The 22,978-nt window shown below is 67.3% G+C and carries 25 protein-coding genes and 1 tRNA gene; 11 read left to right on the top strand and 15 right to left on the bottom strand.

Annotated elements, in window-relative coordinates; genetic code table 11:
• Positions 1 to 17 precede the first annotated feature (17 nt).
• Positions 18 to 1,571 (top strand): glycerol kinase GlpK, encoded by a 1,554-nt coding sequence (gene glpK, locus AC5Y4C_RS12620; protein WP_499961741.1) that lies wholly within the window; start codon positions 18 to 20, stop codon positions 1,569 to 1,571.
• A 14-nt stretch (positions 1,572 to 1,585) separates the two neighbouring features.
• Here the strand turns inward: glpK and AC5Y4C_RS12615 are convergent, their stop codons facing one another.
• From AC5Y4C_RS12615 to AC5Y4C_RS12605, 3 genes are all read right to left on the bottom strand, one after another.
• Complete coding sequence (locus tag AC5Y4C_RS12615; RefSeq protein WP_499961408.1) at positions 1,586 to 2,470, bottom strand: oxidoreductase; 885 nt, start codon at positions 2,468 to 2,470, stop codon at positions 1,586 to 1,588.
• Positions 2,471 to 2,510: 40 nt separating this feature from the next.
• On the bottom strand, positions 2,511 to 3,296 hold the full coding sequence (locus AC5Y4C_RS12610) for a PadR family transcriptional regulator (protein ID WP_499961409.1): 786 nt from the start codon (positions 3,294 to 3,296) through the stop codon (positions 2,511 to 2,513).
• Between the two features lie 84 nt (positions 3,297 to 3,380).
• Positions 3,381 to 3,899, bottom strand: a complete 519-nt coding sequence (locus AC5Y4C_RS12605; RefSeq protein WP_499961411.1) for a PadR family transcriptional regulator — start codon at positions 3,897 to 3,899, stop codon at positions 3,381 to 3,383.
• Between the two features lie 59 nt (positions 3,900 to 3,958).
• On the opposite strand from AC5Y4C_RS12605, the gene AC5Y4C_RS12600 reads away from it, so the two are divergent.
• On the top strand, positions 3,959 to 5,284 hold the full coding sequence (locus tag AC5Y4C_RS12600) for a carotenoid oxygenase family protein (protein ID WP_499961413.1): 1,326 nt from the start codon (positions 3,959 to 3,961) through the stop codon (positions 5,282 to 5,284).
• A gap of 2 nt (positions 5,285 to 5,286) precedes the next feature.
• On the opposite strand, the gene AC5Y4C_RS12595 is transcribed toward AC5Y4C_RS12600, so the two are convergent.
• On the bottom strand, positions 5,287 to 6,147 hold the full coding sequence (locus AC5Y4C_RS12595) for an RDD family protein (RefSeq protein WP_499961415.1): 861 nt from the start codon (positions 6,145 to 6,147) through the stop codon (positions 5,287 to 5,289).
• A 46-nt stretch (positions 6,148 to 6,193) separates the two neighbouring features.
• Between AC5Y4C_RS12595 and AC5Y4C_RS12590 the strand changes: the two genes are divergently transcribed.
• Entirely contained in the window at positions 6,194 to 7,186 is a 993-nt protein-coding gene (locus tag AC5Y4C_RS12590; protein WP_499961417.1) for a stage II sporulation protein M, read from the top strand.
• Between the two features lie 30 nt (positions 7,187 to 7,216).
• On the opposite strand, the gene AC5Y4C_RS12585 is transcribed toward AC5Y4C_RS12590, so the two are convergent.
• From AC5Y4C_RS12585 to AC5Y4C_RS12565, 5 genes are read right to left on the bottom strand one after another with little or no spacing between them, the layout of a single operon-like run.
• Entirely contained in the window at positions 7,217 to 8,539 is a 1,323-nt protein-coding gene (locus AC5Y4C_RS12585; protein ID WP_499961419.1) for a DUF58 domain-containing protein, read from the bottom strand.
• Complete coding sequence (locus tag AC5Y4C_RS12580; protein ID WP_499907374.1) at positions 8,539 to 9,516, bottom strand: AAA family ATPase; 978 nt, start codon at positions 9,514 to 9,516, stop codon at positions 8,539 to 8,541. The genes AC5Y4C_RS12585 and AC5Y4C_RS12580 overlap by 1 nt, the downstream gene beginning before the upstream one ends.
• Positions 9,513 to 10,673 (bottom strand): DUF4350 domain-containing protein, encoded by a 1,161-nt coding sequence (locus AC5Y4C_RS12575; RefSeq protein ID WP_499961421.1) that lies wholly within the window; start codon positions 10,671 to 10,673, stop codon positions 9,513 to 9,515. Before AC5Y4C_RS12575 ends, AC5Y4C_RS12580 begins: the two co-directional genes overlap by 4 nt.
• A complete protein-coding gene (locus tag AC5Y4C_RS12570) occupies positions 10,655 to 11,308 on the bottom strand; it encodes a DUF4129 domain-containing protein (protein WP_499961743.1) in 654 nt (217 codons plus the stop codon). Before AC5Y4C_RS12570 ends, AC5Y4C_RS12575 begins: the two co-directional genes overlap by 19 nt.
• Positions 11,309 to 11,310: 2 nt before the next feature.
• Complete coding sequence (locus AC5Y4C_RS12565) at positions 11,311 to 12,483, bottom strand: DUF7847 domain-containing protein (RefSeq protein ID WP_500008446.1); 1,173 nt, start codon at positions 12,481 to 12,483, stop codon at positions 11,311 to 11,313.
• Positions 12,484 to 12,546: 63 nt separating this feature from the next.
• Between AC5Y4C_RS12565 and AC5Y4C_RS12560 the strand changes: the two genes are divergently transcribed.
• The 5 genes from AC5Y4C_RS12560 to AC5Y4C_RS12540 all read left to right on the top strand — a co-directional run bounded on the left by AC5Y4C_RS12560 (position 12,547) and on the right by AC5Y4C_RS12540 (position 15,842).
• The gene (locus AC5Y4C_RS12560; RefSeq protein ID WP_499961427.1) at positions 12,547 to 13,011 is read left to right on the top strand and encodes a GatB/YqeY domain-containing protein; all 465 of its coding nucleotides are present in this window, start codon (positions 12,547 to 12,549) and stop codon (positions 13,009 to 13,011) included.
• Positions 13,012 to 13,048: 37 nt separating this feature from the next.
• Positions 13,049 to 14,038 (top strand): LLM class F420-dependent oxidoreductase, encoded by a 990-nt coding sequence (locus tag AC5Y4C_RS12555; RefSeq protein WP_499961429.1) that lies wholly within the window; start codon positions 13,049 to 13,051, stop codon positions 14,036 to 14,038.
• A gap of 118 nt (positions 14,039 to 14,156) precedes the next feature.
• Complete coding sequence (locus AC5Y4C_RS12550) at positions 14,157 to 15,050, top strand: manganese catalase family protein (RefSeq protein ID WP_499961431.1); 894 nt, start codon at positions 14,157 to 14,159, stop codon at positions 15,048 to 15,050.
• A 5-nt stretch (positions 15,051 to 15,055) separates the two neighbouring features.
• Entirely contained in the window at positions 15,056 to 15,640 is a 585-nt protein-coding gene (locus tag AC5Y4C_RS12545; RefSeq protein WP_499907361.1) for a hemerythrin domain-containing protein, read from the top strand.
• A gap of 70 nt (positions 15,641 to 15,710) precedes the next feature.
• Positions 15,711 to 15,842: a hypothetical protein gene (locus AC5Y4C_RS12540; protein WP_499907359.1), complete on the top strand. Its 132-nt coding sequence runs from the start codon at positions 15,711 to 15,713 to the stop codon at positions 15,840 to 15,842.
• Between the two features lie 3 nt (positions 15,843 to 15,845).
• Here the strand turns inward: AC5Y4C_RS12540 and AC5Y4C_RS12535 are convergent, their stop codons facing one another.
• On the bottom strand, positions 15,846 to 16,391 hold the full coding sequence (locus AC5Y4C_RS12535; protein ID WP_499907357.1) for a phosphodiesterase: 546 nt from the start codon (positions 16,389 to 16,391) through the stop codon (positions 15,846 to 15,848).
• Positions 16,392 to 16,679: 288 nt separating this feature from the next.
• On the opposite strand from AC5Y4C_RS12535, the gene AC5Y4C_RS12530 reads away from it, so the two are divergent.
• Both AC5Y4C_RS12530 and AC5Y4C_RS12525 read left to right on the top strand, forming a co-directional pair.
• Positions 16,680 to 17,375 carry a HemK2/MTQ2 family protein methyltransferase gene (locus tag AC5Y4C_RS12530; protein WP_499961433.1) on the top strand — a complete coding sequence of 232 codons (696 nt, stop codon included), beginning with the start codon at positions 16,680 to 16,682 and terminating at the stop codon, positions 17,373 to 17,375.
• A complete protein-coding gene (locus tag AC5Y4C_RS12525) occupies positions 17,372 to 17,590 on the top strand; it encodes a CDGSH iron-sulfur domain-containing protein (RefSeq protein ID WP_499907353.1) in 219 nt (72 codons plus the stop codon). The genes AC5Y4C_RS12530 and AC5Y4C_RS12525 overlap by 4 nt, the downstream gene beginning before the upstream one ends.
• Here the strand turns inward: AC5Y4C_RS12525 and AC5Y4C_RS12520 are convergent.
• Positions 17,570 to 18,574: an iron-containing redox enzyme family protein gene (locus AC5Y4C_RS12520; protein ID WP_499961435.1), complete on the bottom strand. Its 1,005-nt coding sequence runs from the start codon at positions 18,572 to 18,574 to the stop codon at positions 17,570 to 17,572. The genes AC5Y4C_RS12525 and AC5Y4C_RS12520 overlap by 21 nt on opposite strands.
• 140 nt (positions 18,575 to 18,714) lie before the next feature.
• Positions 18,715 to 19,311 (bottom strand): DUF305 domain-containing protein, encoded by a 597-nt coding sequence (locus AC5Y4C_RS12515; RefSeq protein WP_499907349.1) that lies wholly within the window; start codon positions 19,309 to 19,311, stop codon positions 18,715 to 18,717.
• A 251-nt stretch (positions 19,312 to 19,562) separates the two neighbouring features.
• Between AC5Y4C_RS12515 and AC5Y4C_RS12510 the strand changes: the two genes are divergently transcribed.
• Positions 19,563 to 20,540: a trypsin-like serine peptidase gene (locus AC5Y4C_RS12510; RefSeq protein ID WP_499961437.1), complete on the top strand. Its 978-nt coding sequence runs from the start codon at positions 19,563 to 19,565 to the stop codon at positions 20,538 to 20,540.
• Positions 20,541 to 20,551: 11 nt separating this feature from the next.
• On the opposite strand, the gene AC5Y4C_RS12505 is transcribed toward AC5Y4C_RS12510, so the two are convergent.
• The 3 genes from AC5Y4C_RS12505 to AC5Y4C_RS12495 all read right to left on the bottom strand — a co-directional run bounded on the left by AC5Y4C_RS12505 (position 20,552) and on the right by AC5Y4C_RS12495 (position 22,945).
• Positions 20,552 to 20,625 (bottom strand) — tRNA-Pro (locus AC5Y4C_RS12505).
• A 269-nt stretch (positions 20,626 to 20,894) separates the two neighbouring features.
• Positions 20,895 to 21,992, bottom strand: coding sequence for an L-cysteine desulfhydrase Cds1 (cds1, locus tag AC5Y4C_RS12500; RefSeq protein WP_499961438.1), 1,098 nt, complete (start codon positions 21,990 to 21,992; stop codon positions 20,895 to 20,897).
• Entirely contained in the window at positions 21,989 to 22,945 is a 957-nt protein-coding gene (locus tag AC5Y4C_RS12495) for a metallophosphoesterase (RefSeq protein WP_499961440.1), read from the bottom strand. The genes cds1 and AC5Y4C_RS12495 overlap by 4 nt, the downstream gene beginning before the upstream one ends.
• Positions 22,946 to 22,978: the final 33 nt, after the last annotated feature.

Here is a 22,978-nt window from a genome sequence, read left to right as displayed (position 1 = left end):
AGTTGCCATCATTGACCATTGGACGCGTTCGCTTCGACCCGACAGGAGCATCCGAATTGGCCGACTTCGTCGCCTCGATCGACCAGGGCACCACCAGCACGCGCTGCATGATCTTCGACCAGTCCGGCTCGGAGGTGGGCCGACACCAGCTCGAGCACGAGCAGATTCTGCCGAAGGCCGGCTGGGTGGAGCACAACCCTGTCGAGATCTGGGAGCGCACGCAGTCGGTGCTAATGTCGGCGCTGAACAAGACGAACCTGTCCGACGCGGACCTCGCGGCGCTGGGGGTGACCAACCAGCGTGAGACGACCGTGGTGTGGAATCGCAGGACCGGGCGGCCGTACTACAACGCGATCGTCTGGCAGGACACCCGCACCGACAAGATCGCCTCGGCGCTGGATCGCGACGGCCGCGGTGACGTCATCCGCCGCAAGGCGGGCTTGCCGCCGGCGACGTACTTCTCCGGCGGCAAGCTGCAGTGGATCCTGGAGAACGTCGATGGAGTGCGCGAAGCGGCCGAAAACGGCGACGCGGCATTCGGCACTACCGACAGCTGGGTGGTGTGGAACCTGACCGGCGGTCCGCGCGGCGGCGTGCACGTCACCGACGTCACCAACGCCAGCCGCACGATGCTGATGAACCTGGAGACGCTGGACTGGGACGACGAACTGCTGGCGATCTTCGGAATTTCCCGGGAGATGCTGCCCGAGATCCGCCCGTCGTCGTCGCCCGACCCCTATGGCATGACGCATCCGTCCGGGCCGCTGGACAACGAGGTGCCGATCAGCGGCATCCTGGGCGATCAGCAGGCCGCGATGGTCGGACAGGTCTGCCTGGAGCAGGGTGACGCGAAAAACACCTACGGCACCGGCAATTTCCTTCTGCTCAACACCGGCGAGTCGATCGTGCGCTCGAACAACGGGTTGCTGACCACAGTGTGCTACCAGTTCGGTGACGCGAAACCCGTTTACGCCCTTGAGGGTTCGATCGCCGTCACCGGCTCTGCCGTGCAGTGGCTGCGCGACCAGCTCGGCATCATCAGCGGAGCCGCGCAGAGCGAGTCGTTGGCGCGACAGGTCGAGGACAACGGCGGGGTGTACTTCGTGCCCGCGTTCTCCGGGTTGTTCGCGCCGTACTGGCGTTCGGACGCGCGCGGCGCGATCGTCGGGCTGTCGCGGTACAACTCGAACGCACATCTGGCTCGCGCCACGCTGGAAGCGATCTGCTATCAGAGCCGCGATGTCGCGGACGCGATGGAGGCCGATTCCGGCGTGCATCTCGAAGAGCTGAAGGTGGACGGCGGCATCACGGCCAACGAACTGTGCATGCAGATCCAAGCCGACGTGCTGGGTGTCGACGTGGTGCGGCCGGTGGTCGCCGAGACCACCGCGTTGGGCGCCGCGTATGCCGCGGGGCTGGCCGTTGGCTTCTGGTCGAATCCTGCTGAGCTGAAAGCGAATTGGCGCGAGGACAAGCGATGGACGCCGCAGTGGAGCGAGGACCAGAGGGAAGCAGCCTACGCGGGGTGGCGCAAGGCCGTCGAGCGCACTCTCGACTGGGTCGAGGTCTAGCGATTTCGGTGCGTTTACGTGCGCCCAGCGCCGGTAAGCGCACCGAAATCGCTGGGTTCGAGGTCGATTTCGGCTACCGCCATGTTCTCCTCGAGGTGCTGGATCGACGAAGTGCCTGGAATCAGAAGCACATTCGGCGACACCGCCAGCGTCCAGGCCAGCGCAACCTGTGCCGGGGTGCGACCCAGTTCACCGGCGATGCGCTGAACGACGGGATGGCCCAGCACCGGGTTGTTCGCGGCGAAGCTCGAGCCGAGCGGGAAGAACGGCACGAATGCGATTCCTCGCTCGGCACATTCGTCGAGCACCGGTTGTGACGTGCGGTCGACGAGGTTGTAGGCGTTCTGCACGCAGACGATCTCGGTGCGGTCCAATGCGATGCGCAGGTGGTCGACGGTGACGCTGCTGAGCCCGATTCCGCCGATCAGCCCCTCGTCGCGCGCCTGGATCATCGTGGTCAGCTGTCGGTCGAACAGCTCGCGGTCGAGGCGGCCGGGCTGATTCGGATCCGAATCCTCGTCATGGACACGCAGATTCACCGCGGCCAGGCGGTCGACACCGAGGGTGCGCAGGTTTTCTTCGATGCCGGCCCGAAGCTCGTCCGGTTGCTGGGCAGGTAGCCAGTTGCCGTGCTCGTCGCGCCGGCCGCCGACCTTGCTGACCAGCGCCAGGTTGTCCGGGTACGGGTAGAGGGCTTCGCGGATCAATTCATTGGCCACATTCGGGCCGTAGAACTGCGCGGTGTCGATGTGGTCGACGCCCAGCTCGACGGCCCGGCGCAACACTGCGAGCGCCTGCTCGCGGTCGCGGGGCGGTCCGAATACGCCGGGGCCGGGTAGTTGCATCGCGCCGAAGCCGATGCGGCTGACATTGTAGGAACCGAGTGGGAAGCGCTGCACGGCTCCACACTAGAGCCGTGCAGCGCTGTCGCGTTGGCCGCTAGTCGGTTTCGCCCAGCACGCCGTAGATGTCGCGGCGAGCAGCGTTGACGATTTCGATGATGCGCTTCTGCTGCTCGGCCGTGGCGGCGTGGGCGCCCTGGAACACCGCGGCGCCCAGTTGACCGAACGCGGCCCGCAGGTCCATCACGTTCGGGTCGGCGCCTTCGGCGATCTCCTCCCACGGCGGCGTCTGGGTGGCGGTCGCTGCTTCTCGGCCCTCGTCGGTCAGCTCGAAACGCCGCTTGCTGCCGCCTGATTCGGCCGCGACGATCAGGCCTTCGTCGACGAGCAGTTGCAGCGTGGGGTAGACGGATCCGGGGCTGGGGCGCCACAGCCCGTTGCTGCGCGCGCCGATCTCCTGGATCATCTCGTAGCCGTGCATCGGCCGCTCGGCCAGCAGCGCCAAGATCGCGGCACGGACGTCGCCACGACGTCCGCGCCCACGGCCGCGCTGCCTGCCCCGCGGACCGCCCGTGCCGAATCCGGGGCCGAAGCCAAACGCACCGGGTCCGAATGCGCCGGGCCCGAATCCTCCCTGTCCGAAGCCGGCCGGGCCGCCGTGGCCCAAGCCGGCCGGGCCGCCGTGGCCCAAGCCGGCCGGGCCGCCGTGGCCGAAGCCGAAGCCGCCGGCGCGCGCGAACGCCTGATTTTTCAGAAAGCCCTTGAGTTCGCGGCGGGCGTCGCGCCGGGCCTGGTGCATGGCGCGGCGGTCGTACGGGTCGAAGTGGCCGAAGCCGAATCCTTCGGTGTGGGGGCCGTCGTGGCCCTCGAATGGCTGAGTCATTTTGCTCTCGTTTCTCGTGGGGGACGCGCCGGATGCGCATCCGATGCCTCGACGATATATCGAAAACTATCGGGATGCAACGTCTCAGCGTTTGTCGAGTTCCTCGAGCACCCAGCTGGCCCACTCCGATTCCATGCGGGTGGAGCGCAAGCCGTTCTCCAGCGCTGCCCGGGCAAAGAACGCCTGGTCACTACCCGACCAGTCGTAGGTGTCGCGGATCTGCTCATAGCGCTGGTGCTCACGGTCGGCGTGCTCACGCACCGCCGTCAGATATTTGCGCGCCTGCTCTCGCGGCAGTTCGTCGAGCAGGAAGATTCGAAGAAGTTGCGCGCTGCGGAAGACCGGGTCGTCCTGGGGGGACGCCAGCCAGCGCTGCAATTCGGCGCGTCCGGCGTCGGTGATCGCGTACACCTTGCGTCCGCGCGGCCCGACCGCGGTGACTTCGAGCAGTCCAGCGTCAGCGAGCTTGTTCAGCTCCCCGTAGAGCTGGCTCTGGGTGGCCGGCCACACGTTGGCCATCGACGCTTCGAACACTTTGAGCAGGTCGTATCCGCTGGCGGGGCCCCGGGCCAGTAGCCCGAGTGCAGCATGTCGCAGACTCACAAGAGCATCCTACATTCCACTATTGACATGTCAGTAGTGGAATGTCATAGTCGGAAACCATGACGCAAGCAGATGACCTTTCGCTCCTCTCGTCCGCCGCAGAAACCGTCGTCCCGTTCTTCCGCCGCGGTAACTACGCCCCGGTGGCCGACGAACTGACCGCTTTCGACCTGCCCGTCGAGGGTGCGATCCCCGAGGCGCTCAACGGCTGGTATCTGCGCAACGGCCCTAACCCGCGCCAAGCCACGCAGCACTGGTTCACCGGCGACGGCATGATCCACGGCGTGCGATTGGAGAACGGCTGCGCCGCCTGGTACCGCAACCGTTGGGTGCGCACCGAAAGCTTCGACAACCCGTTCCCGGTCTACAACGCCGACGGCACCCGCAACTTGCATTCCAGCGTTGCCAACACCCACGTCGTCAGGCACGCCGGGAGGACGCTCGCGCTCGTCGAGTCGTCGCTGCCGTATGAGATCACCAATGACCTCGAGACGTTGGGCGCCTACGACTTCGGCGGCAAGCTCGCCGACTCGATGACCGCCCACCCCAAGATCTGCCCGACCACAGGTGAGTTGCACTTCTTCGGCTACGGCAACATCTTCGCGCCACACGTCACGTATCACCGCGCCGACGCAAACGGCGAATTGACTGTCAACCGGCCCGTGGAGGTACCCGCGCTGACGATGACGCACGACTTCGCGCTGACGGCCGAGCACGTGATCTTCATGGATCTGCCGATCGTGTTCAACCTCGACATCGCACTCAAGGGCGAGGCCGACATGCCTTACCGCTGGGACGACGACTACGGAGCCCGGCTCGGTGTGCTGCGCCGCGACGACCCGTTCGGCCCGATCCGATGGTTCGAGATCGCGCCGTGCTACGTCTTCCACGTCGCCAATTCCTACGACGACGGCAATTGCGTTGTGCTGCAAGCGGTCCGGTATCCCGAGCTGTGGCGCCACAACGGTGGCTTCGAGGTCGACGGTGTGATGTGGCAGTGGAGGATCGATCTGGACGCGGGCACCGTCGAGGAACGTCAGCTCGACGATCGCGGTGTGGAATTCCCCCGCATCGACGACCGGCTGGCCGGTCTGCCCGCGCGCTACGCGGTCACGGTCGGCGACCGCAACCTGGTTCGCTACGACCTGAGAACCGGTGCGGCCGAAGAGCATCGGTTCGCCGGCGAGCCGGGGGAAGCGGTGTACGTGCCGTCAGGCGCCGGCGAATTGGACGGTTGGTACCTGTCCTACGTATACGACCCCGCTCGGGGCGGCAGCGACCTGGTGATCGTCGACGCGTCGGATTTCGCCGGTGAACCCGTTGCGCGCGTGCGGCTTCCGCAGCGGGTCCCACACGGCTTCCACGGCAACTGGCTGAGCGACTGAAATCACCTCGGGGGCGCGAAGCCTCCGGGCTCGGATGGGAGGTTTGCTGCCGAGGGAGGGGACGTCACCGGCGGCGATGCAGGCGCTGCGGCACCGGGCGGCTGCGGGGAAGCGGCGGGTGGCGGTTGCCGCATTCGCATCAACTCCCGGCGATGCCGTTCGGCCAGCACGGCGGCGAGCATGTACTGCGGCGGCACGCCCGGTGGTGGCGGCGGTGACACCTGCGCAGCCACGTCGGCGGCGATCCGGTAGGCCATCTGGTCGCGCATCTGCGGGTCCAATTGCGGTGCGCGAGAAAGGAATTGGCGAGCCAGCTGTGCCGTCTGCGGCCGGAGCCCCGACAACTGCAACGACGCCGCCCACCACGCCAGCGCGGGCGGCATCGCCGGCGGCGGCTCGAGCTTGGGTCCGCGCTCGCTGATCACCACGGTGCCCGCGAACACGTCGCCGATGCGCTTGCCCTTCGACGACAGCAGGCTGCAGATCACCGCAGGACCGCCACCCAGCATCCAGATCTCCACCACTGCCGCGAGTGCGCGAAACAGCGCCTGCCGGAAGCGTTCCGGGCCGCCGTCGTCGGACACCACACGCAGCCCCATCGCCATCTTGCCCAGTGACCGGCCCCGGCTGGCCGTCTCGAAGATCACCGGGTAGCCGACCATCGCCAGCACCATGAAGAAAATCAGCAGCGCGGCCACCAGCGCGTCGTCGAACTGGCTGATCGACATCGCAGCCAGCGTCAAACCGATGGTGTAGAGCACGACGATCACGCTCAGGTCGATCAGCGCGCTGACCGCGCGCACCGGCAGTTGCGCGATCTGTACCTCGACCACCACCGCGTCCCCGGTCACCACATGCGCCATACCGCGGAAGGCTACCGGCCGCCCGAGGGCCCATAGACTCGCCGGCGTGGACGTCGACGCGTTTGTTCTGGCACACCGGCCGACCTGGGACCGGCTGGACCAACTGGTCAAGCGCCGCCGCCAGCTTTCCGGCGCCGAGATCGACGAGCTCGTCGACCTCTACCAACGGGTGTCGACGCACTTGTCGATGGTGCGCTCGGCGTCCGTGGATTCGGTTCTCGTGGGCCGGTTGTCGAGCTTGGTGGCGCGGGCGCGTTCTGCGGTGACGGGCGCCCATGCGCCGGTGTGGAGTGAGTTCGTCCGGTTCTGGACGGTCTCTTTCCCGGTCGTGGCGTACCGCGCATGGCGGTGGTGGTTGGCGACGGCCGTTGCGTTCTTCGTCGTCGCGGTGGTGATGGGCGCCTGGGTGGCCGGCAGTCCGGAGGTCCAGGCGGCCGTCGGCACGCCCGAAGAGATCGACCAGCTGGTCAACCACGACTTCTCCTCGTACTACAGCGAACATCCCGCGGCATCGTTCGCGCTTCAGGTGTGGCTGAACAACTCGTGGGTCGCCGCACAGTGCATCGCCTACTCGATCGTGCTGGGCCTGCCGATCCCGTACGTGCTGTTCCAGAACGCCGCCAACGTCGGCGTGATCGGCGGCTTGATGTTCCACGCCGGCAAGGGCGACATCCTGCTCGGGCTGCTGACGCCCCATGGCTTGCTGGAGCTGACCGCGGTGTTTTTGGCCGGCGCCGTCGGCATGCGGCTGGGCTGGTCGGTGATCGCGCCGGGAAACCGGCCGCGCACCCAGGTACTCGCCGAGCAGGGCCGGGCCGTGGTGGCCGTCGCGGTGGGGTTGGCCGCGGTGCTGCTGGTTTCGGGTCTGATCGAAGCGATGGTGACGCCGTCGCCGCTGCCGACGTTCGTGCGGATCGCGATCGGCGCACTCGCCGAGGTCGCATTCCTGGCCTATGTCGTGCACTTCGGCCGTAAGGCGGTCGCCGCAGGGGAGTCAGGGGACCTGGCCGACGCGCCCGACGTCGACCTCGTGCGCTAGGCGTGACACAACCTCACACTCGGCGTGAGGTCAGAGCTTGCCGGCGGCCTTCATCGCCAGATAGCGATCCGCCAACGCCGGCGCCAGCTCCTCCGGCGGTGCGTCCACCACGTCGACGCCGCTGCGGCGCAGCCGCGACGCGATCGCGCGTCGGTCGTTGCGCGACCGTTGCGCCGCGGCCGCGTCGTACACCGCGGCAGCGTCCGAACGGCCCGCGGCCAGCAGGTCGACGCGCGGGTCGGCGACTGCGGCGACGATCACCTGATGCTTGGCCGACAACTGGGGCAGCACCGGCATCAGGCCCTCGTCCAGTGCGGAGGCGTTGAGGTCGGTGAGCAGCACCACCAGCGCACGACGCCGAACCCGCCGCTGCACCGCCGCCACCATCGCGGTCGCATCGGATTCGACGAGCGCGGGCTGCAGCGGAGCCATCGCGTTGACCAGCTGCGCCAGCACCTCGGTGCGTGATGCGTTCTGCACGCTGGCCCGCAACACCCGGTCGTGGGCAATGAAGTCGACGTGGTCGCCGGCGCGCGACGCCAGCGCGGCCAGCAGCAGCGCGGCGTCCATCGACCAGTCGAGGCGGGGCCAGCCGCGGGGGTCACCGGCGCTGGGGTCGACGCCCACTCGGCCGGCCGACGTGCGCCCGGTGTCGAGCACCAGCACGACGCGGCGGTCGCGTTCGGGCCGCCAGGTCCGCACCACCACATCGGCGCGGCGTGCGGTGGCCCGCCAGTCGATGGACCGGACGTCGTCGCCGATCACATATTCGCGCAGCGAATCGAATTCGGTGCCATGCCCGCGGATCAGCACCGGCAGCAGCCCGTCGATCTCGCGCAGCTTGGCCAGCCGCGACGGCAGGTGCTTGCGCGACAGAAACGGCGGCAGGATCCGCACCTGCCACGGCACCGCCGCCGAGCCCTGCCGCCCCGCCAACCCGAGCGGCCCGATCGACCGCGCGGTCACCGCCGCGGCGTGCTGGTCGCCGCGGCGTGTGGGCCGCAGCCGGGTGACGAACGACTCCTGTTGTCCCGCAGGGATGTCGACGGTATGTGTGCGCGGCTCAACTCTGGCACTGGGCGCCCACGCGTCGCGCAGGTGGCCCTTGAAGCGGCGGCGGCCGCCGTTGACCACAACCAGCACCACGTCGGCGGACTGACCCAGGCGCGCGGTGACGTCGCCGTGGCGGCTGAACCGCAACGCCCCGGTGCTGGCCGCCAACAACACGTCGACACCAACAAGCCCGAGCACCACCAGCAGCGCGAGCCAGAAAAGCGTTGCGGGCCAAGGAGATAACGCCACCGGCAGAACGAACAGCAGCGCCAGCAGCGCGGTACGGCCGGTGACGACCACTAGCGCGGCACCGGCACCGACGACAGAATGCCGTCGAGCACTCCGTCCGCGTTGGCGCCCTCGAGCTCGGCTTCGGGCCGCAGCCCGATGCGGTGCCGCAGCACCGGCCGCGCCATCGCCTTGACGTCGTCGGGAGTGACATAGTTGCGGCCGGACAGCCATGCCCACGCCCGGGCGGTCGCCAGCAGCGCCGTCGCTCCGCGCGGTGACACCCCCAGTTGCAGCGCCGGCGACTGGCGGGTGGCCCGCACGACGTCGACGATGTAGCCGAGCACCTCGTCGGCCACCAGCACCCGGCGCACGGCGTCGCGGCCGGCCTTGAGGTCAGCGGCGGTCGCGACCGGCCGCACGGCCGACAGGTCGCGCGGATCGAAACCGCGCGCGTGCCGGTCGAGAATCTGGATCTCCTGCTCGCGCGGCGGCAACGCCACGTTCAACTTGAGCAAGAACCGGTCGAGCTGGGCCTCCGGCAGCTGGTAGGTGCCCTCGTACTCGATCGGGTTCTGGGTGGCGGCGACGATGAACGGGTCGGGCAGCGGCCGGGCCTGCCCTTCGACGCTGACCTGGCGCTCCTCCATGGCCTCCAGCAGTGCCGCCTGTGTCTTGGGCGGCGTGCGGTTGATTTCGTCGGCCAGCAACAGGTTGGTGAAGACGGGGCCGGGACGGAACTCGAACACCGCGGTGCGTGCGTCGTACACCAGCGAACCGGTGACGTCGCCGGGCATCAGGTCGGGCGTGAACTGCACCCGCTTGAACTCCAGGTCCAGTGCCGCCGCCGTGGCGCGTACCAGCAGTGTCTTGGCCACGCCGGGCACGCCCTCCAGCAACACGTGGCCGCGGCACAGCAGCGCGATCACCAGCCCGGAGACCACGGAGTCCTGGCCGACGACCGCCTTGGCGATCTCGCCGCGCAGCGCGATCAGTTTGGCGCGCGCCTCCTGCGACGTGTCGTCGGGAGCCTGAGCTTGCTGAGTCACGAGTGCGCGACCTGCCTTTCGATGTCGTCGAGCTGGTGAGCGAGCTGCACCAACTCGTCGTCGGACGCCGGTGGACGTCCGAACAATATGTGATGCAGCGCCTCTGGCGGCTTGTCACATCGCGCCGCCACCGCCGCGACGACGGCAGGTGCGGAAGCATTGACGGCCAGCCCGAGCCTGGGCAGCGTGCGCTGCAGCGTGGCGGTGCGCAGTGCCTCGGCCGCGCGGTCGCGGGCACGCCGCGAGCGGTACAGCCGCCCGCGGCCTTCGACGGTTTCCGACGCGCGTACCACCACCGGAAGTTTCTCCGGCACAAGGGGACCCAGGCGCCGGCCCCGCCACAGTGCCGCCAGCGCCACGACGACCGCCAGCTGCCAGACGAGCCACCTGACGTTGTCGGGAATCAGGTCGACGATGTCTGAGCCGCCGCTGCTGCGGTCACCCTGAAGGCGTTGCGGCGCATACCAAATCAGCCGTGACCGGGTACCAGCCAGGTTCATTGCGAGCGCGGCGTTGCCTTGCTTCAGCAGACCGGCATTGGTCATGAAGTCGGCGCTGCCGACGACCGTGACAGTTCTGCCCCCGTCGCGGTAGCGCGCCACGGCGCCGTCGTAGCACCTGGTCACATCGGCGCCGCCGACGGCCGCATAGGTGTCGCTGACGCCGAATTGGACATCTCCGGCCCGAATAGCTTCTGGCAGAGCGCAATTCGGAGGGCCGCCCATGGTGGACCCCCGCGCGGTGCGCATCTTCGGCGCCAGCGCCTTGCGTATGCTCGACACCGGCTCCACCAGCAGCCGGTCCCCGGGTGTTTTCGCCAGCCGCGCGGTGAGATCGTCGTCGACCAGGAAGTAGGTTTCGGCGACCAGCAGCAGCGAGTCGGGTCGCGCGGCCCGTTCGACGTCGGTCACATCGTTGGCCACGACGACGTCCACTCCCTGCGCACGCAGCAGCGCCACCAGCGCGTGGGCGCCGTCGGGGCTGGTGGACCCGGCATCCATCCGGCCGCCGGGCCGAGGCGCGGTGAGATAGGTGCTGACAGCCGCGACGGCGACGATCACCAGGAGCGCCACCAGCACCCACGCGAATGTGCGCATGTCGCGCGAGCGGACGGGCCGCAACGACGGCGGAGATGCGCTCACTGCACTGGCGTCCATGACTGAGCGGGTCGAGGCGAAGTGCTGCCCTGAGATGCCGTGAACCTGCGGGAGAGAAGGTGCTCGTCCAGTGTGGCGATCTGGCGGTAGGCGGTTTCGGTTCCGGAGCGCTCGCCGTATGTGACGTCGTTGAAAGACGCTGCCGCCTCGGCTAATTCGGATTGCAGCTCTGGAAACATCCGGGCCGCATCACGAGCCAGCTCGTTGGCGGTGCGCCCGGGCACGGCGTCGAGGACTCCCGTCTCTTCGAGGTGACGGGCGATCGCGCGCAGGCGATGACGAATGGCCGGCGCCCAAACAGCCTCTGCGGCATAGCGTTCCGCAGTCGCGCGATGCTCCGCGGCACTGCGCTCGGCAGCGTTGAACAACGCGAAGTCGCGGCTGCGGTTGGTGTGCATGGTGCGGCGCCCAATACGCACGGCGACGACGATGCCAACCACCAGAGCGGTGAGCACCACCGCGATGGTGAACCAGCCGCCCGGAACCTCGGCCCCTTTGGACATGACGCGGTACATGACGTCGTTGATCCACTCGTTGAGCCGCTCGGTGAAGTTCTCTTTCGGGTAGATCGGCTTGGACAGCTCACGCTGCGCCGCATCATGGGCAGCGTCGCGGTCGATCAGAACAGCGGCCATGGTCAGGTGTGCCGGATCAGCCACAGGTTGTCGGTGGCGTCGGGAGAAGCGGCGACGTCGCCGGCCGCGCCGGTCTGCAACACCAGGTCGAATGCCTCTGCGCGAATTCGCCGATCGGTGTAGAGCAGCACCACGATCCCCGCCGTGAATGGCGCGGTGATGATCTGGCCTACCGCGCTGCCGACCGCAGAGAGCACCGCCGCGATCAGCGCCACGCCCACCGAGTCGGCAGTGAACGCGAGGATTTCTCCGCCGATCGTGAACGGGACCGCCACCGCGGTGGAGACCAGCCCGGCCACCACCACACCCAGCACGCGGATCCCCAGCACTCGCCAAAACGACCTGCGCACCAACGAGAAGGACCTGCTGATCGCCGCGAACACCGACAGCCGCTCGAGCACGATCAGCACCGGTGCGAAGGTCAACATGGTCCAGAGGTAAGCGATCAGCGCGATCGCCGCGACCACGACGACGACCCCGAAAAGGACTCCTATGACGGGGCTGATCGCGGCCGCCGCCACGACGAGCAGCACGGCCGCGACCACCAGCACTCCAGCGCCCAGCCCCTCGAGCGTGGCCAGAGCGAGCAGCGCCAGCAGCCGGCCGCGCACCCGCTGCCAGGTTTCTGCGACGGTGATGTGCGCACCGAACACGGCCCGGCCCACGACCACGGTGAGCATGCCGCTCAACACGATGCTCGACAGTGCGCTGGCGCCGCCGGCGGCGATCACGGCGAGCAGCATGCCGACGATTCCCGACGGCGACTCGCCCTCCAGGCGCGACGTGTCGGTCTGGCCGTAGAAGACCAGGGGAACCAGCACCGTGAGGATCAACACGATGATCTGCGTGACCACCACCACCACCGTCGTCAATCCGAGTGTGGCTTTCGGGTTGACCCGGATGTAGGCGAAGGCGGCGTTGAAGATGTCGCTGAGTCCGAGTGGCCGCAGCGGGATGACGCCTGGTTTCAACGCCGGTGGGGGATATCCGGCATACGGCGCGAACGTCGGCCCATATGCCGGATAGCCAGGCGGGGCATACCCCGGGCCGTACCCGGGCGGCGGTCCGTACCCGGGCGGCGGGTAGGTCGGATAACCCGGATATCCCCGGTATCCCGGCGGCGGTGGCGTCGTGCTCGCACGAAAACCTCCGTCGTCGTTGGTCATGCGGACCATCCTGACCAGAGCGATGACAATCCGCAACGAACGCCCCGGCCCGCTGGCGTAGCGTCGGCGCCTATGGCGGAATTGAAATCCCGGCTTCAGGCCGACCTCACGGCGTCGATGAAGGCGCAGGATCACCTGCGCACAGCGACGTTGCGGATGCTGCTGTCCGCGATCCGCAACGAGGAGGTGTCCGGGAAGCAATCGCGCGAGCTGACCGACGACGAGGTGCTCAAGATCTTGGCCAGGGAGTCGCGCAAACGCGGAGAGGCCGCGGAGATCTACACCCAGAACGGCCGCGGTGAGCTTGCCGCCAACGAGCACGCCGAAGCCCGAGTGATCGACGAGTACCTCCCGACGCCGCTGACCGAAGCGGAGCTGGCCGACGTCGCCGACACCGCTATCGCGCAAGTGGCCGAAGAGATCGGCGAGCGACCGACGCGCAGGCAGATGGGACAGGTGATGAAAGCGGCGACCGCGATCGCGGCGGGAAAGGCCGACGGCGCCCGGCTGGCTGCCGCCGTCAAGGAGCGGCTGTAGCCGTTTCGCCCGATCGCAGCGGGGTATCCGTCGTCGTATGACGCGCTTCGGCTACACGCTTATGACTGAACAAAGCGGCCCGAAAGACCTTGTGCGCTATGGGATTTCGGCTGAAAGGGTCGGCTTCGACTTCGAGGTGGCCAGCGACCACTATTTCCCGTGGCTGAGTTCTCAGGGCCACGCCCCCTACGCATGGGCAGTCCTCGGTGCGGTGGCACACGCCACCGAGCGAGTCGAATTGGCGACGTACGTGACATGCCCGACGATGCGCTACCACCCGGCCGTCGTCGCACAGAAAGCCGCGACGTTGCAGATCCTCGCCGACGGCCGGTTCATCTTGGGCCTGGGCAGCGGCGAAAACCTCAACGAGCACGTCGTCGGCCGCGGCTGGCCGGAGGTGGAGCGTCGCCAGGAAATGCTCAAGGAAGCGGTCCAGATCATCCGAGAATTGTTCGGCGGTGAACTGGTGAGCTGGAAAGGCGAGTACTACACCGTCGATTCCGCGCGCTTGTGGGACCTGCCGGAGACACCGGTGTCCATCGGGATCGCGGTGTCCGGCGACAAGTCGGTACACACGTTCGCGCCCCTGGGCGACCACCTGATCGCCGTCGAGCCCGGCAAGGAGCTGGTTCAGGCGTGGCACGATGTGCGGCGCGCGACAGGGCTGCCGGGTGGCGGGCGGGTGATCGGTCAGATCCCGGTGAGCTGGGACCCCGACCGCGACACCGCCATCAAGCGCGCGCATGACCAATTCCGTTGGTTCGCCGGCGGTTGGCACGTCAATGCGGATCTGCCGACGACAGCGGGCTTTGCCGCTGCCACGCAATTCGTCAGGCCGGACGACGTCGCGGAGAACATCCCGTGCGGACCCGATCTCGACGCGATCGTCGAGGCGGTGCGCGAGTACTGGGAGGCCGGCTTCACCGACATCGCGCTGGTTCAGATCGGCGGCGAGACGCAGGACCGGTTCCTTTCCGAAGCGGCCGAGCCTTTGCTGGCGAGGTTACGAGAAGCCGCGCCGCAATAGCCAGAAGTAATGCGGCACTTGATCATCTAAAAATATTGTCCGACAATCTGTTTGGCTGATCGGCACCTCGGGAATGCGGCCCTTTACAGCCCCAGCGAATTTCTGAGGAGACCGATTCATGTTCGTTCACAACAAAGACCTTCAATTCGAGGTACGCGTCGACAAGCCGGATCCACGCTTCGCGACGATGCTGCTGGAGCAGTTCGGTGGCGCCAACGGCGAACTGAAGGCCGCCATGCAGTACTTCACGCAGGCGTTCGTGCTGCGCCGGAAAAATCCGAAAATGTACGACCTCTTCATGGACATCGCGACCGAGGAATTCAGCCACCTGGAAATGGTGGGGTCGATGATCACGATGCTTCTGGACGGCCTCAACGACGACCTGAAAATCGCCAACGAGCGCTGCGATTGGATGCCGGCCGTGGCCAGCCGCGACGGGCGTGACGACATCATCCACTCCGTAGCGGTGACGCCGCTGTTCTTCGCGCTCACGGGCGGCGGTCCGGACGTCAAAGACTCCGCCGGCACGCCGTGGCAGGGCACCTTCGTCAACGCCAACGGAGACCCGACCGTCGACTTGCGCAGCAACATCGCCGCCGAGTCCCGGGCCAAGATCGTCTACGAGTACCTCAAGCAGTTCACCGACGACCCGGGTGTGCAAGACACGCTGACGTTCCTGATGACCCGCGAGGTCACCCACTATCAGCAGTTCACCGCGGCGCTCAACGAGTTGCCGGTGAATTTCCCCCCGGGGCAGTTGCCCGGTGACGACCGCTTCCAGAACGTCGCGTTCAACATGTCAAACGGTGACGGCGACGTTCGCGGCCCGTGGAACGAAGGGCAGGGGCCATGGCCGCAGGGCATGGAATGGCGCTACGTGAAGAACCCGGAGTCGGAGTGGTTGGGCACTTCTGAGCGGGAAAACAAAGGGCCGCAACAGAATCCGGAGGGCACACCCGCGGTGCAGGAGCAAAAGCCGTTCACGCACGAGCAGCACACTCCGGCGAGCTGACCGCCATGGATGCACTGACACTGTTGCGCCAGCAGCATGAAAGCGTGCTGGGGATGCTGGAGACGCTCGCCGACGCGCCGCGTGGTGTGGGTGCGTGGGAGAGCGGGCTACAGGAGATGGTCGAGAACCTGATCGTCGCCGAGTCGCGGCACGAGGCGATCGAAGAGCAGTTCTTCTGGCCCGCTGTCCGAAAGGCACTCGACGACGGCGACGAGCTCGCCGACAAGGCGATCGGCCAGGAGGAGGACGGCAAGAAGCTGTTGCAACGCCTGGTCGACGGCAAGCCCGGTGAAGCTGACTACCACGACGCGCTGGACGCGTTCGTCGCCGCGGCGCGCGAGCACATCGACTACGAGCAGACCGCGGTGTGGCCGCGGTTCGAGAGCACGATGAGCGAACAGGAACGGCAGTCGCTGGGCGACAAGTTGGAGCAGGCCTACAAGATTGCGCCAACCCGCCCGCATCCCAACACGCCGTCGGATTCGATGGTGCAGAAGACGATGGGTACCGCGGCTGCGGTTGTCGACCGCGTCGTCGACGCGGCTACCGGGCGCACCGAGAAGTATCCGCCGGAGCCGCCGAAGCCGTGAGGACCGCGCGACGGCCGCCGCCCAGTGTGGGGCGGCGGCCGAAGCGTGCAAGTATGCGACGGGAGGGATCATGGGCGAAGAGCGAAGCGGCGAGAAGAAGGACACCACCCCGCCGGGGCCGGCCGATCATGGCCGCGAGGGCGGCATGGCGACGCGGGAGAACGCGCCCGAACTCACCGAGGACGGCTCGTCTGACAAATGACGGTCAGCCAGCGTCGGGCCGGCCTTCGCGGCTGCGCTCGTAGGCGCGCTGGCGGATGTCGGTCAGCCATTCCGGTGCCAGCTTGACCCCGGGTGCGCTGTGGATGGTCGGGTCGAAGGCGATCTCGTTCGACGGGCCGGCCGAAATCACTTCGTGGAACCGCACCCGCGCCAGCGGCTCGAAGTCGCCGGTGCCGGCGGCCTGGTCGAGTTCGTACTCGATGCCGCCGCCGCGGTCGATGTGGTCGGCGACGTCGTCAAGCGACACCCCGCTGGCGTCGAACTGCGAGGTCATCTTCGCCCGAATCCACCAGTAACGGCCCTCGAAGCGCAACGGCATCAGGCTCGACATCGACGCCGTCCACGACGCCGCCGGACGCAACGCGAACCGGGTGAGACGACCTGAACCCGCGGATGCCAGCAGGATGTCCCACGGCGTGGCGGCGAACGGCTGCGGGGGAATGCGGATCGCAAGGCCGATGACATCGGGCAGCGCGCCAGGCAGCCCGATGCCCTTGGAAATCCGGCCCACCACGTCGCCTGCGTCCACAGGCAATCCTTGCCCCGGTGGCGAAAGCCGCTCCAACGAGCCGTTCGCCATCACTCCGACCGGATGGAACACCCGACGACGCCGGATGGCAGAACCGAGCTGCAATGGCAACGCAACGATGTCTGAAGCCTTCACGCCTCGCGGGATGCCCGAAGCCCGGGACAGGCAAACCCGGGTTTGAGTACGGATTGTCCAGGGCATTAGTAACTCGATCGTTCGCGTATCGCGACAGCTCCGTCGAAAGGCCAGCATGACCGTGTATTTCCGAGCGTGGGATGAGGGCATCCGGTGACGATCACATTTCCCGACCCGTGCGAGACGATCGTCACAGACGTCGGTGTGTACGCGCCCCAACACGATTCGCGGTTGCTCGTCGATGCGCTGCAGCGCGCCTCCCTGGCGCCGGGCCGGCGGGTGCTGGACTTCTGCACGGGCAGCGGTGTGCTGGCGGTCGCGGCGGCACGGCTGGGTGCCGCTGAGGTCACCGCGTTCGACATCTGCCCGCGCGCAGTGCAGTGTTCGCGCGCGAACGCGGTAGCCGCCGGCGTCGCGGTCGACGTGAAGCAGGGCTCGTTGCCGGATGCGTTGCGGCACGGCCCTTTTGACGTCGTCGTGTCGAATCCCCCGTATGTTCCGGTGACACCGGACAGCGACGACGAGATGATCTCGCCGGTAGTCGGACCGGCCTGGGCCTGGGACGCCGGCGATGACGGCCGGCTGGTGCTCGATCCGTTGTGCGCGGCAGCGCCCGAGCTGCTGGCCGACGGTGGCTCGATGCTGCTGGTGCAGTCGGAGTTCGCGGGTGTCGAAGAATCGTTGTCGGCGCTGCGGTCCAGCGGCTTGGACGCGGAAGTGGTTCTGTGGCAATGGATTCCGTTCGGTCCGGTGTTGTCGGCACGGGCGGAGTGGCTGGAGAACACCGGGCGGTTGCGCGCGGGACGTCGCGAGGAACTGCTGGCGGTCATCCGGGCGGACAAGACATGAGCTGCCCGCAGCGGCGGCTTGTCCGGATAGTGCCCGCAGGACCGATGCTGGTGGAAGGCCCGGTGCACATCGAGATGCCCGACGGCAGCGTCGTGGATTCCGATCGGTTCATGGTCGCGATATGTATGTGCCGGCGCAGCAAGACGTATCCGCTGTGCGACACCAGCCATCGCAAGCGCCGGCGCGCAGCGGCGTCAGCTCAGCGGCCGGCTTAGCGAACTGCGGCCCGCCGTCCAGCTGGCCATCACGTGATCGGCCAGCCGGTTCTCCACCGCGTCCAGTGCCCGCATGCCGAAGATCACGTCGCGCTCCAGCCGCGGATCGTCGGCGATGAGTTTCCCCACCACATCGGTGCGCACCACTTGCTCGTGCACCGCGTCGGCTTCCACGTGTTCGCGGTAGAACGCGGCGCACGGCTCCGGCGCACCCACCCGCTCCAGTGCTTCGACCAGGCGGCGAGACCCCGGCGACGACGTGATCTCGGTGGCCGCGAAGTGGCCGATGGCCGCGCCCCGCATGGACCGGTGCAGGCCGAAATACGACATCAGGTTCACCACGGCCAGCGCCTGAGCGGGCACGTGCTCGAGGTAGGCGAGGTAGCGGTTGTCCAGCCCTGCGGCCGCCATGAGATCGGCGAACAGCTGCTGGTGGAGCCGCTGCCCGTGGCCGGCGCCGTACTCGTCGAACTCCACCGCCACGAAAGAGGCCTTGGCCTGACCGGTCAGCCGGGGTATGGCGAACGCGTGCGGGTCCGCCTCCTTGAGGTGATACAGCGAACGGTGCACGAAGTATTCGCGCATCTGTTCCCAGGTGCCGTGGTCGCGTAGGTAGTACGACGGGCCGTTGCCGTCCGTCGGCTCCTCCGTCAACGCGTCCATCTCGCTGGCCGCGGTGTCGCCGGGCGCGATCTCGCCCACCTCGTCGCGCACCGCAGCGATGAAGCTCTGTTCGAGCGCAGCCCGCAGCCGCAACAGGTCTGGGTTCCACTCCCATTCCGGATCGACGTCCGCGAACCCGCGGTAGTGCAGCTCGTAGCAGAGGTACAGCGCCAGCTGCAGGTCGATGCCGTAGGGATCGGCGTCGGCAACCGGGAGGGTCGAGGCAGGTGTGCCGCCGGTCAGCATGTCGATGATCGCCGCCGACAACGGCCCTGCCGCAGTGGGCAGCGCAGCCTCGACCGAGGTCGATGCGAGGGTCATGAGGCTTTTCTACCCGTACCGGCGAGTCGTTCAAACTATGCGGCGGCGGCAGCGATCAAGGCCCAGAGGATCTGTCACGCTCAAGCCCAAGCTGCGCAACGTCACCGGCACACCCAACACGTAGATCACGACCTTGCGTTTTACAACGAGGCCGCAATGGCCTGCATCTGCTCGATCTCCTTCTGCTGGGTGTCGACGATCGCCCGCGCCATCGCGACCGCAGGTGCATACTGTCCTGTCTTGATCTCGTTCTGCGCCATAACAATTGCGCCTTGGTGATGCGCGATCATGTGCGTGAGATAGAGCTTGCTGGCTTCGACGCCTCGAGCGCTTTTCAGTGCGGCCATGTCTTGTTCGGAGACCATGCCGCTCATTTCATGACCGGGCATGGGCATCGGCATCGTCGATGGTTGGCCCCAACCGCTCAGCCACGACTGCATCTGCTGGATTTCGGGTCCTTGCGCGGCCTTGATCTGCTTGGCCAACGCCACCACCCGCGGGTCGATGTCTTGCTTGGCCAGCAGCACATCGCTCATCTCGACGGCCTGCTGGTGGTGCGGAATCATGTGCTGCGCAAACATCACGTCGGCTTCGTTGTGTGACTGCGGCGCTGCGGTTGTGGTGGTCGACACTGGGCTACTGGTGCCGCTGGCGTCCGTCCCGGTCTTGCCACATGCAGTCAAGGTGGTCACTGCGGCCAGCACCGCCGCGGTGACAGCCAGCAACTCTCGCTTCATCACCTGATCCTCTCGTCTCGTCCGCCTTACGTCATGTATACCCCATGGGGGTATTGCTAGACGACCGCGGGGTGTCGGCAGGTGTCAAGCACAGTGGAGAAGGTCCGCGAATGTCATTGCAATTCACGTCAATTCGCGGTAGCCGCCGTTACGGCCTGCAATACAGGTAGTCCACTACGCATGCCCTCCGGACGTCGACGACCTACCTTTCATGCGTCGTAGCTGTCACACAGCACCGAGATGAGGGACCTATGACCGCGCCGCAGAAACACAATCAGCCAGTCTCCTTCGACGAGGCGCAAGAAATTCTCGGGTCGAAGCCCGGCCGGCAGCTATCCCCCGAGCCGGCGGAGGAAGTGGCACGGGAAAACCTCGGCAGGCGTGAGACAGCGATAGACCCGACCGAACTCGAAACGGTGCCCGAAGGCGGCCTCGAGGGGTACCGCCCTGCGGGCACTCCGATGGTGGCCTATCCGGCCTACGCCGACTACGAGTCACCGGCCACCGCCGAACACACGTTGGCCGGGCGGCGCTGGAAAGTCACCGACCTCTACTCGTTTCCGCCGGAGGAGCGCCAGCTGTTGACCGACACCAGTTTCCCCTGGCGGTGTGCCGGGCGAGTGACCAACAGCGACGGCAAAGCAGGCTCCGGCACACTCGTCGGTGACCGGGTGCTGCTGACCGCCCGGCACATGCGGCCCGATCGCAGCATCGCCCAGGGCTCGTGGTGGATGAAGTTCGTACCTCACGGATTCGACGACACCGAACCATTCGGGTCGTCGTTCGTCAGCGATCTGCATCGCCCCTCGCCGGACGGGCCGCACTTCGATCAGATGGTGTGCCGCCTTTACGAACCGCTGGGGCAGCGCATCGGCTACTTCGGCGTCCAGGAATGGGACGACGACTGGGATGGCGTCGCGCACTTCGCCACCATCGGCTACCCAGGTTCCTTCGGAGGTCTGCGGCCATTCTTCCAAACCTCTTGCGCCGGTGAGGAATTCGATAGCGAAAAGGATGCAGTGCTGGTGACCACGCACGCTGACCTGACGCAGGGAAACTCCGGCGGACCGTTTTGGACGTTCATCCGGGTGGGGTCGGGGCTGGATCCGCGGGTCGTGGGCGTCGTCGCCAAGGAAGCCACCGCGAACGGCGACCGGGTCAACCTGGTCACCAGTGGCGACTTGTTGGAACGCCTGACCAACTGGGCACGCGCCCATTGGCCGGCATGACAGCCGATGAGTCGGGGTGGCGGGATTTGAACCCACGGCCTCTTCGTCCCGAACGAAGCGCGCTACCAAGCTGCGCCACACCCCGCAGAAGCCAGGCCAGAGTATCGCACCGGTGTGCCGGCTGGCCAAACGCTTCTCGGCGCCGGCCGTGTGCCTTCGACGACGAGATGTGCATCACCCCTGGGCGTGGGATGGAGCGGATTGTCGGAGGTGTTGTGCACACTGACCAACAGCGACGAAGGAGTGGTCGACCATGACGAGCTTGGGCGCGGCTGTCTACGGCGGTTTCTTCGGGTTGGCGGCGCTGTGGCTGTTTCTGACGGCCGACCGTGCGGAGTCGCCGCCGGAAAGCGATCAGCCGAACATGCCGGACCGTTCGAACTCCCGCAACGCCGACGCCGCATTGGTGGGGTCGAGCCCGTGCTGCGCCAGCCAGTCGTCGCAGAAGTAGGTTTCCGCGTAGCGATCGCCGTTGTCGGCCAGCAGCGTCACCACCGATCCGCTGCGCCCGTCTGCCACCATCTCTGACAGCAGGCAGAACGCGCCCCACAGATTGGTGCCGGTGGACGGACCCACCCGCCTGCCGAGCACATCGCTCGCGTGCCGGGCGGCGGCGATCGACGCATTGTCGGCGACGGCGATCATCCGATCCACGACGTCGGGCAAGAACGACGGCTCCACTCGCGGCCTGCCGATCCCCTCGATGCGCGACGACGTACCGGTGGTGACGTGGCTGTCACCCGTCTCATAGGCGGCAAAAAACGCCGAGTTCTCCGGGTCGACCACGCACAGCCGGGTCGCGTAGCGGCGGTAGCGGATGTACCGGCCGATCGTCGCGCTGGTGCCGCCGGTCCCGGCGCCGACGACCACCCACTCCGGAACCGGATGCTGCTCCAGCGACAGCTGCGTGAAGATCGACTCGGCGATGTTGTTGTTGCCGCGCCAGTCGGTGGCGCGTTCGGCGTTGGTGAACTGGTCGAGATAGTGGCCGCCGGTCTCGCGGGCCAGCCGCTCGGCCTCGGCGTACACCTGGCTTGATTCCTCGACGAAATGGCAACGGCCGCCCTGCGCTTCGATCAGCGCGATCTTCGCCGCGCTCGTCGACGTCGGCATCACCGCGATGAACGGCAGACCGAGCAGCTGCGCGAAATACGCCTCCGACACCGCGGTCGATCCGGACGAGGCCTCCACGACCGTGGTCTGCTCGGTGATCCAGCCGTTGCATAGCGCGTACAGGAACAGCGATCGCGCCAGCCGATGCTTGAGGCTGCCGGTGATGTGGGTGCTCTCGTCTTTGAGGTACAGCGCGACGTCCACGCGCGACGACCACGCCGACGGCAGCGGATACCGCAGCAGGTGCGTGTCCGCGCTGCGCCGAGCGTCGGCTTCGATCAGCCGGACCGCGTTGTCGACCCACTCCCGCGGCCGGGCCCGCGCGGCCGACCTCGTCACCGCAGGGCGGCGGTCGGATCCGAGCGCTGGGACACCGCTGTGGTCTGCGGGCCGCCGGTGGGTGCGGCCACCAAGGTCAGCAAGGTGGCCTCCGGGCGGCAGCAGAACCGCACCGGATGGAACGGCGAAGTGCCGATACCCGCCGACACGTGCAGCTGCATGTTCGCGCCCCAGCGCGACGTGCCCTTGGCCCGCGACCGGTCCAAGCCGCAGTTGGTCACCAGCGCTCCATAGAACGGCAGGCACAACTGGCCGCCGTGCGTGTGTCCGGCCAGCACCAGTTGATAGCCGTCGGCCGCGAAGCGGTCCAGCACCCGCGGTTCGGGCGAATGCGTCAGCCCCAGCTTCAGGTTGGCCACAGGGTTGGCCGGCCCAGCGATGGTGTCGTAGCGGTCGCGGTCGATGTGCGGGTCGTCGACGCCGGCGGCGGCGATTCTGAGGCCTGCGACCTCGAGTTCGCGGCGGGTGTGCGTCATGTCGAGCCAGCCTCGTTCGGTGAACGCGGCGCGCAGGTCCTGCCACGGCAGCGGCTTGCCGTGGGTGCGGTGGCCGGGCTCGATCACGTAGTTGATCGGGTTCTTCAGCCGCGGCCCGAAGTAGTCGTTGCTGCCGAAGACGAACAACCCAGGCACGCTGAGGAGCTCACCGAGCGTCTGCACCACCGCCGGGACCGCTTTGGGATGGGCCAGGTTGTCGCCCGTATTGACCACCAGATCCGGCTCCCAGCGCGCCAACTCGCGCAGCCATGCCTGCTTGTAGCGCTGAGCGGGACGCATGTGGATGTCGCTGATGTGCAGGACCCGAAGCGGGGTCGACCCCGGCGTCAGCACCGGCACGGTCACCTCGCGGACCACGAACGCGTTGCGCTCGATCACCGAGGCGTAGCCCAGCCACGCGAGCGCCGAGCCGCCCGTCACGGCGGCAGCTGTCTTCTGCAAGGGCGAAAAGGCCATACCAGCAGCGTACTGCCCGCTGCAGTGCCCGCA

Source organism: Mycobacterium sp. NGS35 (genome assembly GCF_059812855.1).
This window is presented reverse-complemented; position numbering and strand designations above follow the sequence as displayed.

Bases quoted from the DNA above. Each gene is read 5' to 3' on its own strand.
- AC5Y4C_RS12510 (WP_499961437.1), top strand. From the start codon at position 19,563: ATGACCGCGCCGCAGAAACACAATCAGCCAGTCTCCTTCGACGAGGCG.
- AC5Y4C_RS12600 (WP_499961413.1), top strand. From the start codon at position 3,959: ATGACGCAAGCAGATGACCTTTCGCTCCTCTCGTCCGCCGCAGAAACC.
- AC5Y4C_RS12610 (WP_499961409.1), bottom strand. From the start codon at position 3,296: ATGACTCAGCCATTCGAGGGCCACGACGGCCCCCACACCGAAGGATTC.
- AC5Y4C_RS12560 (WP_499961427.1), top strand. From the start codon at position 12,547: ATGGCGGAATTGAAATCCCGGCTTCAGGCCGACCTCACGGCGTCGATG.
- AC5Y4C_RS12520 (WP_499961435.1), bottom strand. From the start codon at position 18,574: ATGACCCTCGCATCGACCTCGGTCGAGGCTGCGCTGCCCACTGCGGCA.
- AC5Y4C_RS12515 (WP_499907349.1), bottom strand. From the start codon at position 19,311: ATGAAGCGAGAGTTGCTGGCTGTCACCGCGGCGGTGCTGGCCGCAGTG.
- AC5Y4C_RS12570 (WP_499961743.1), bottom strand. From the start codon at position 11,308: ATGGCCGCTGTTCTGATCGACCGCGACGCTGCCCATGATGCGGCGCAG.
- AC5Y4C_RS12495 (WP_499961440.1), bottom strand. From the start codon at position 22,945: ATGGCCTTTTCGCCCTTGCAGAAGACAGCTGCCGCCGTGACGGGCGGC.
- AC5Y4C_RS12555 (WP_499961429.1), top strand. From the start codon at position 13,049: ATGACGCGCTTCGGCTACACGCTTATGACTGAACAAAGCGGCCCGAAA.
- AC5Y4C_RS12540 (WP_499907359.1), top strand. From the start codon at position 15,711: ATGGGCGAAGAGCGAAGCGGCGAGAAGAAGGACACCACCCCGCCGGGG.
- AC5Y4C_RS12545 (WP_499907361.1), top strand. From the start codon at position 15,056: ATGGATGCACTGACACTGTTGCGCCAGCAGCATGAAAGCGTGCTGGGG.
- AC5Y4C_RS12525 (WP_499907353.1), top strand. From the start codon at position 17,372: ATGAGCTGCCCGCAGCGGCGGCTTGTCCGGATAGTGCCCGCAGGACCG.
- AC5Y4C_RS12550 (WP_499961431.1), top strand. From the start codon at position 14,157: ATGTTCGTTCACAACAAAGACCTTCAATTCGAGGTACGCGTCGACAAG.
- AC5Y4C_RS12595 (WP_499961415.1), bottom strand. From the start codon at position 6,147: ATGGCGCATGTGGTGACCGGGGACGCGGTGGTGGTCGAGGTACAGATC.
- AC5Y4C_RS12565 (WP_500008446.1), bottom strand. From the start codon at position 12,483: ATGGTCCGCATGACCAACGACGACGGAGGTTTTCGTGCGAGCACGACG.
- AC5Y4C_RS12575 (WP_499961421.1), bottom strand. From the start codon at position 10,673: ATGGACGCCAGTGCAGTGAGCGCATCTCCGCCGTCGTTGCGGCCCGTC.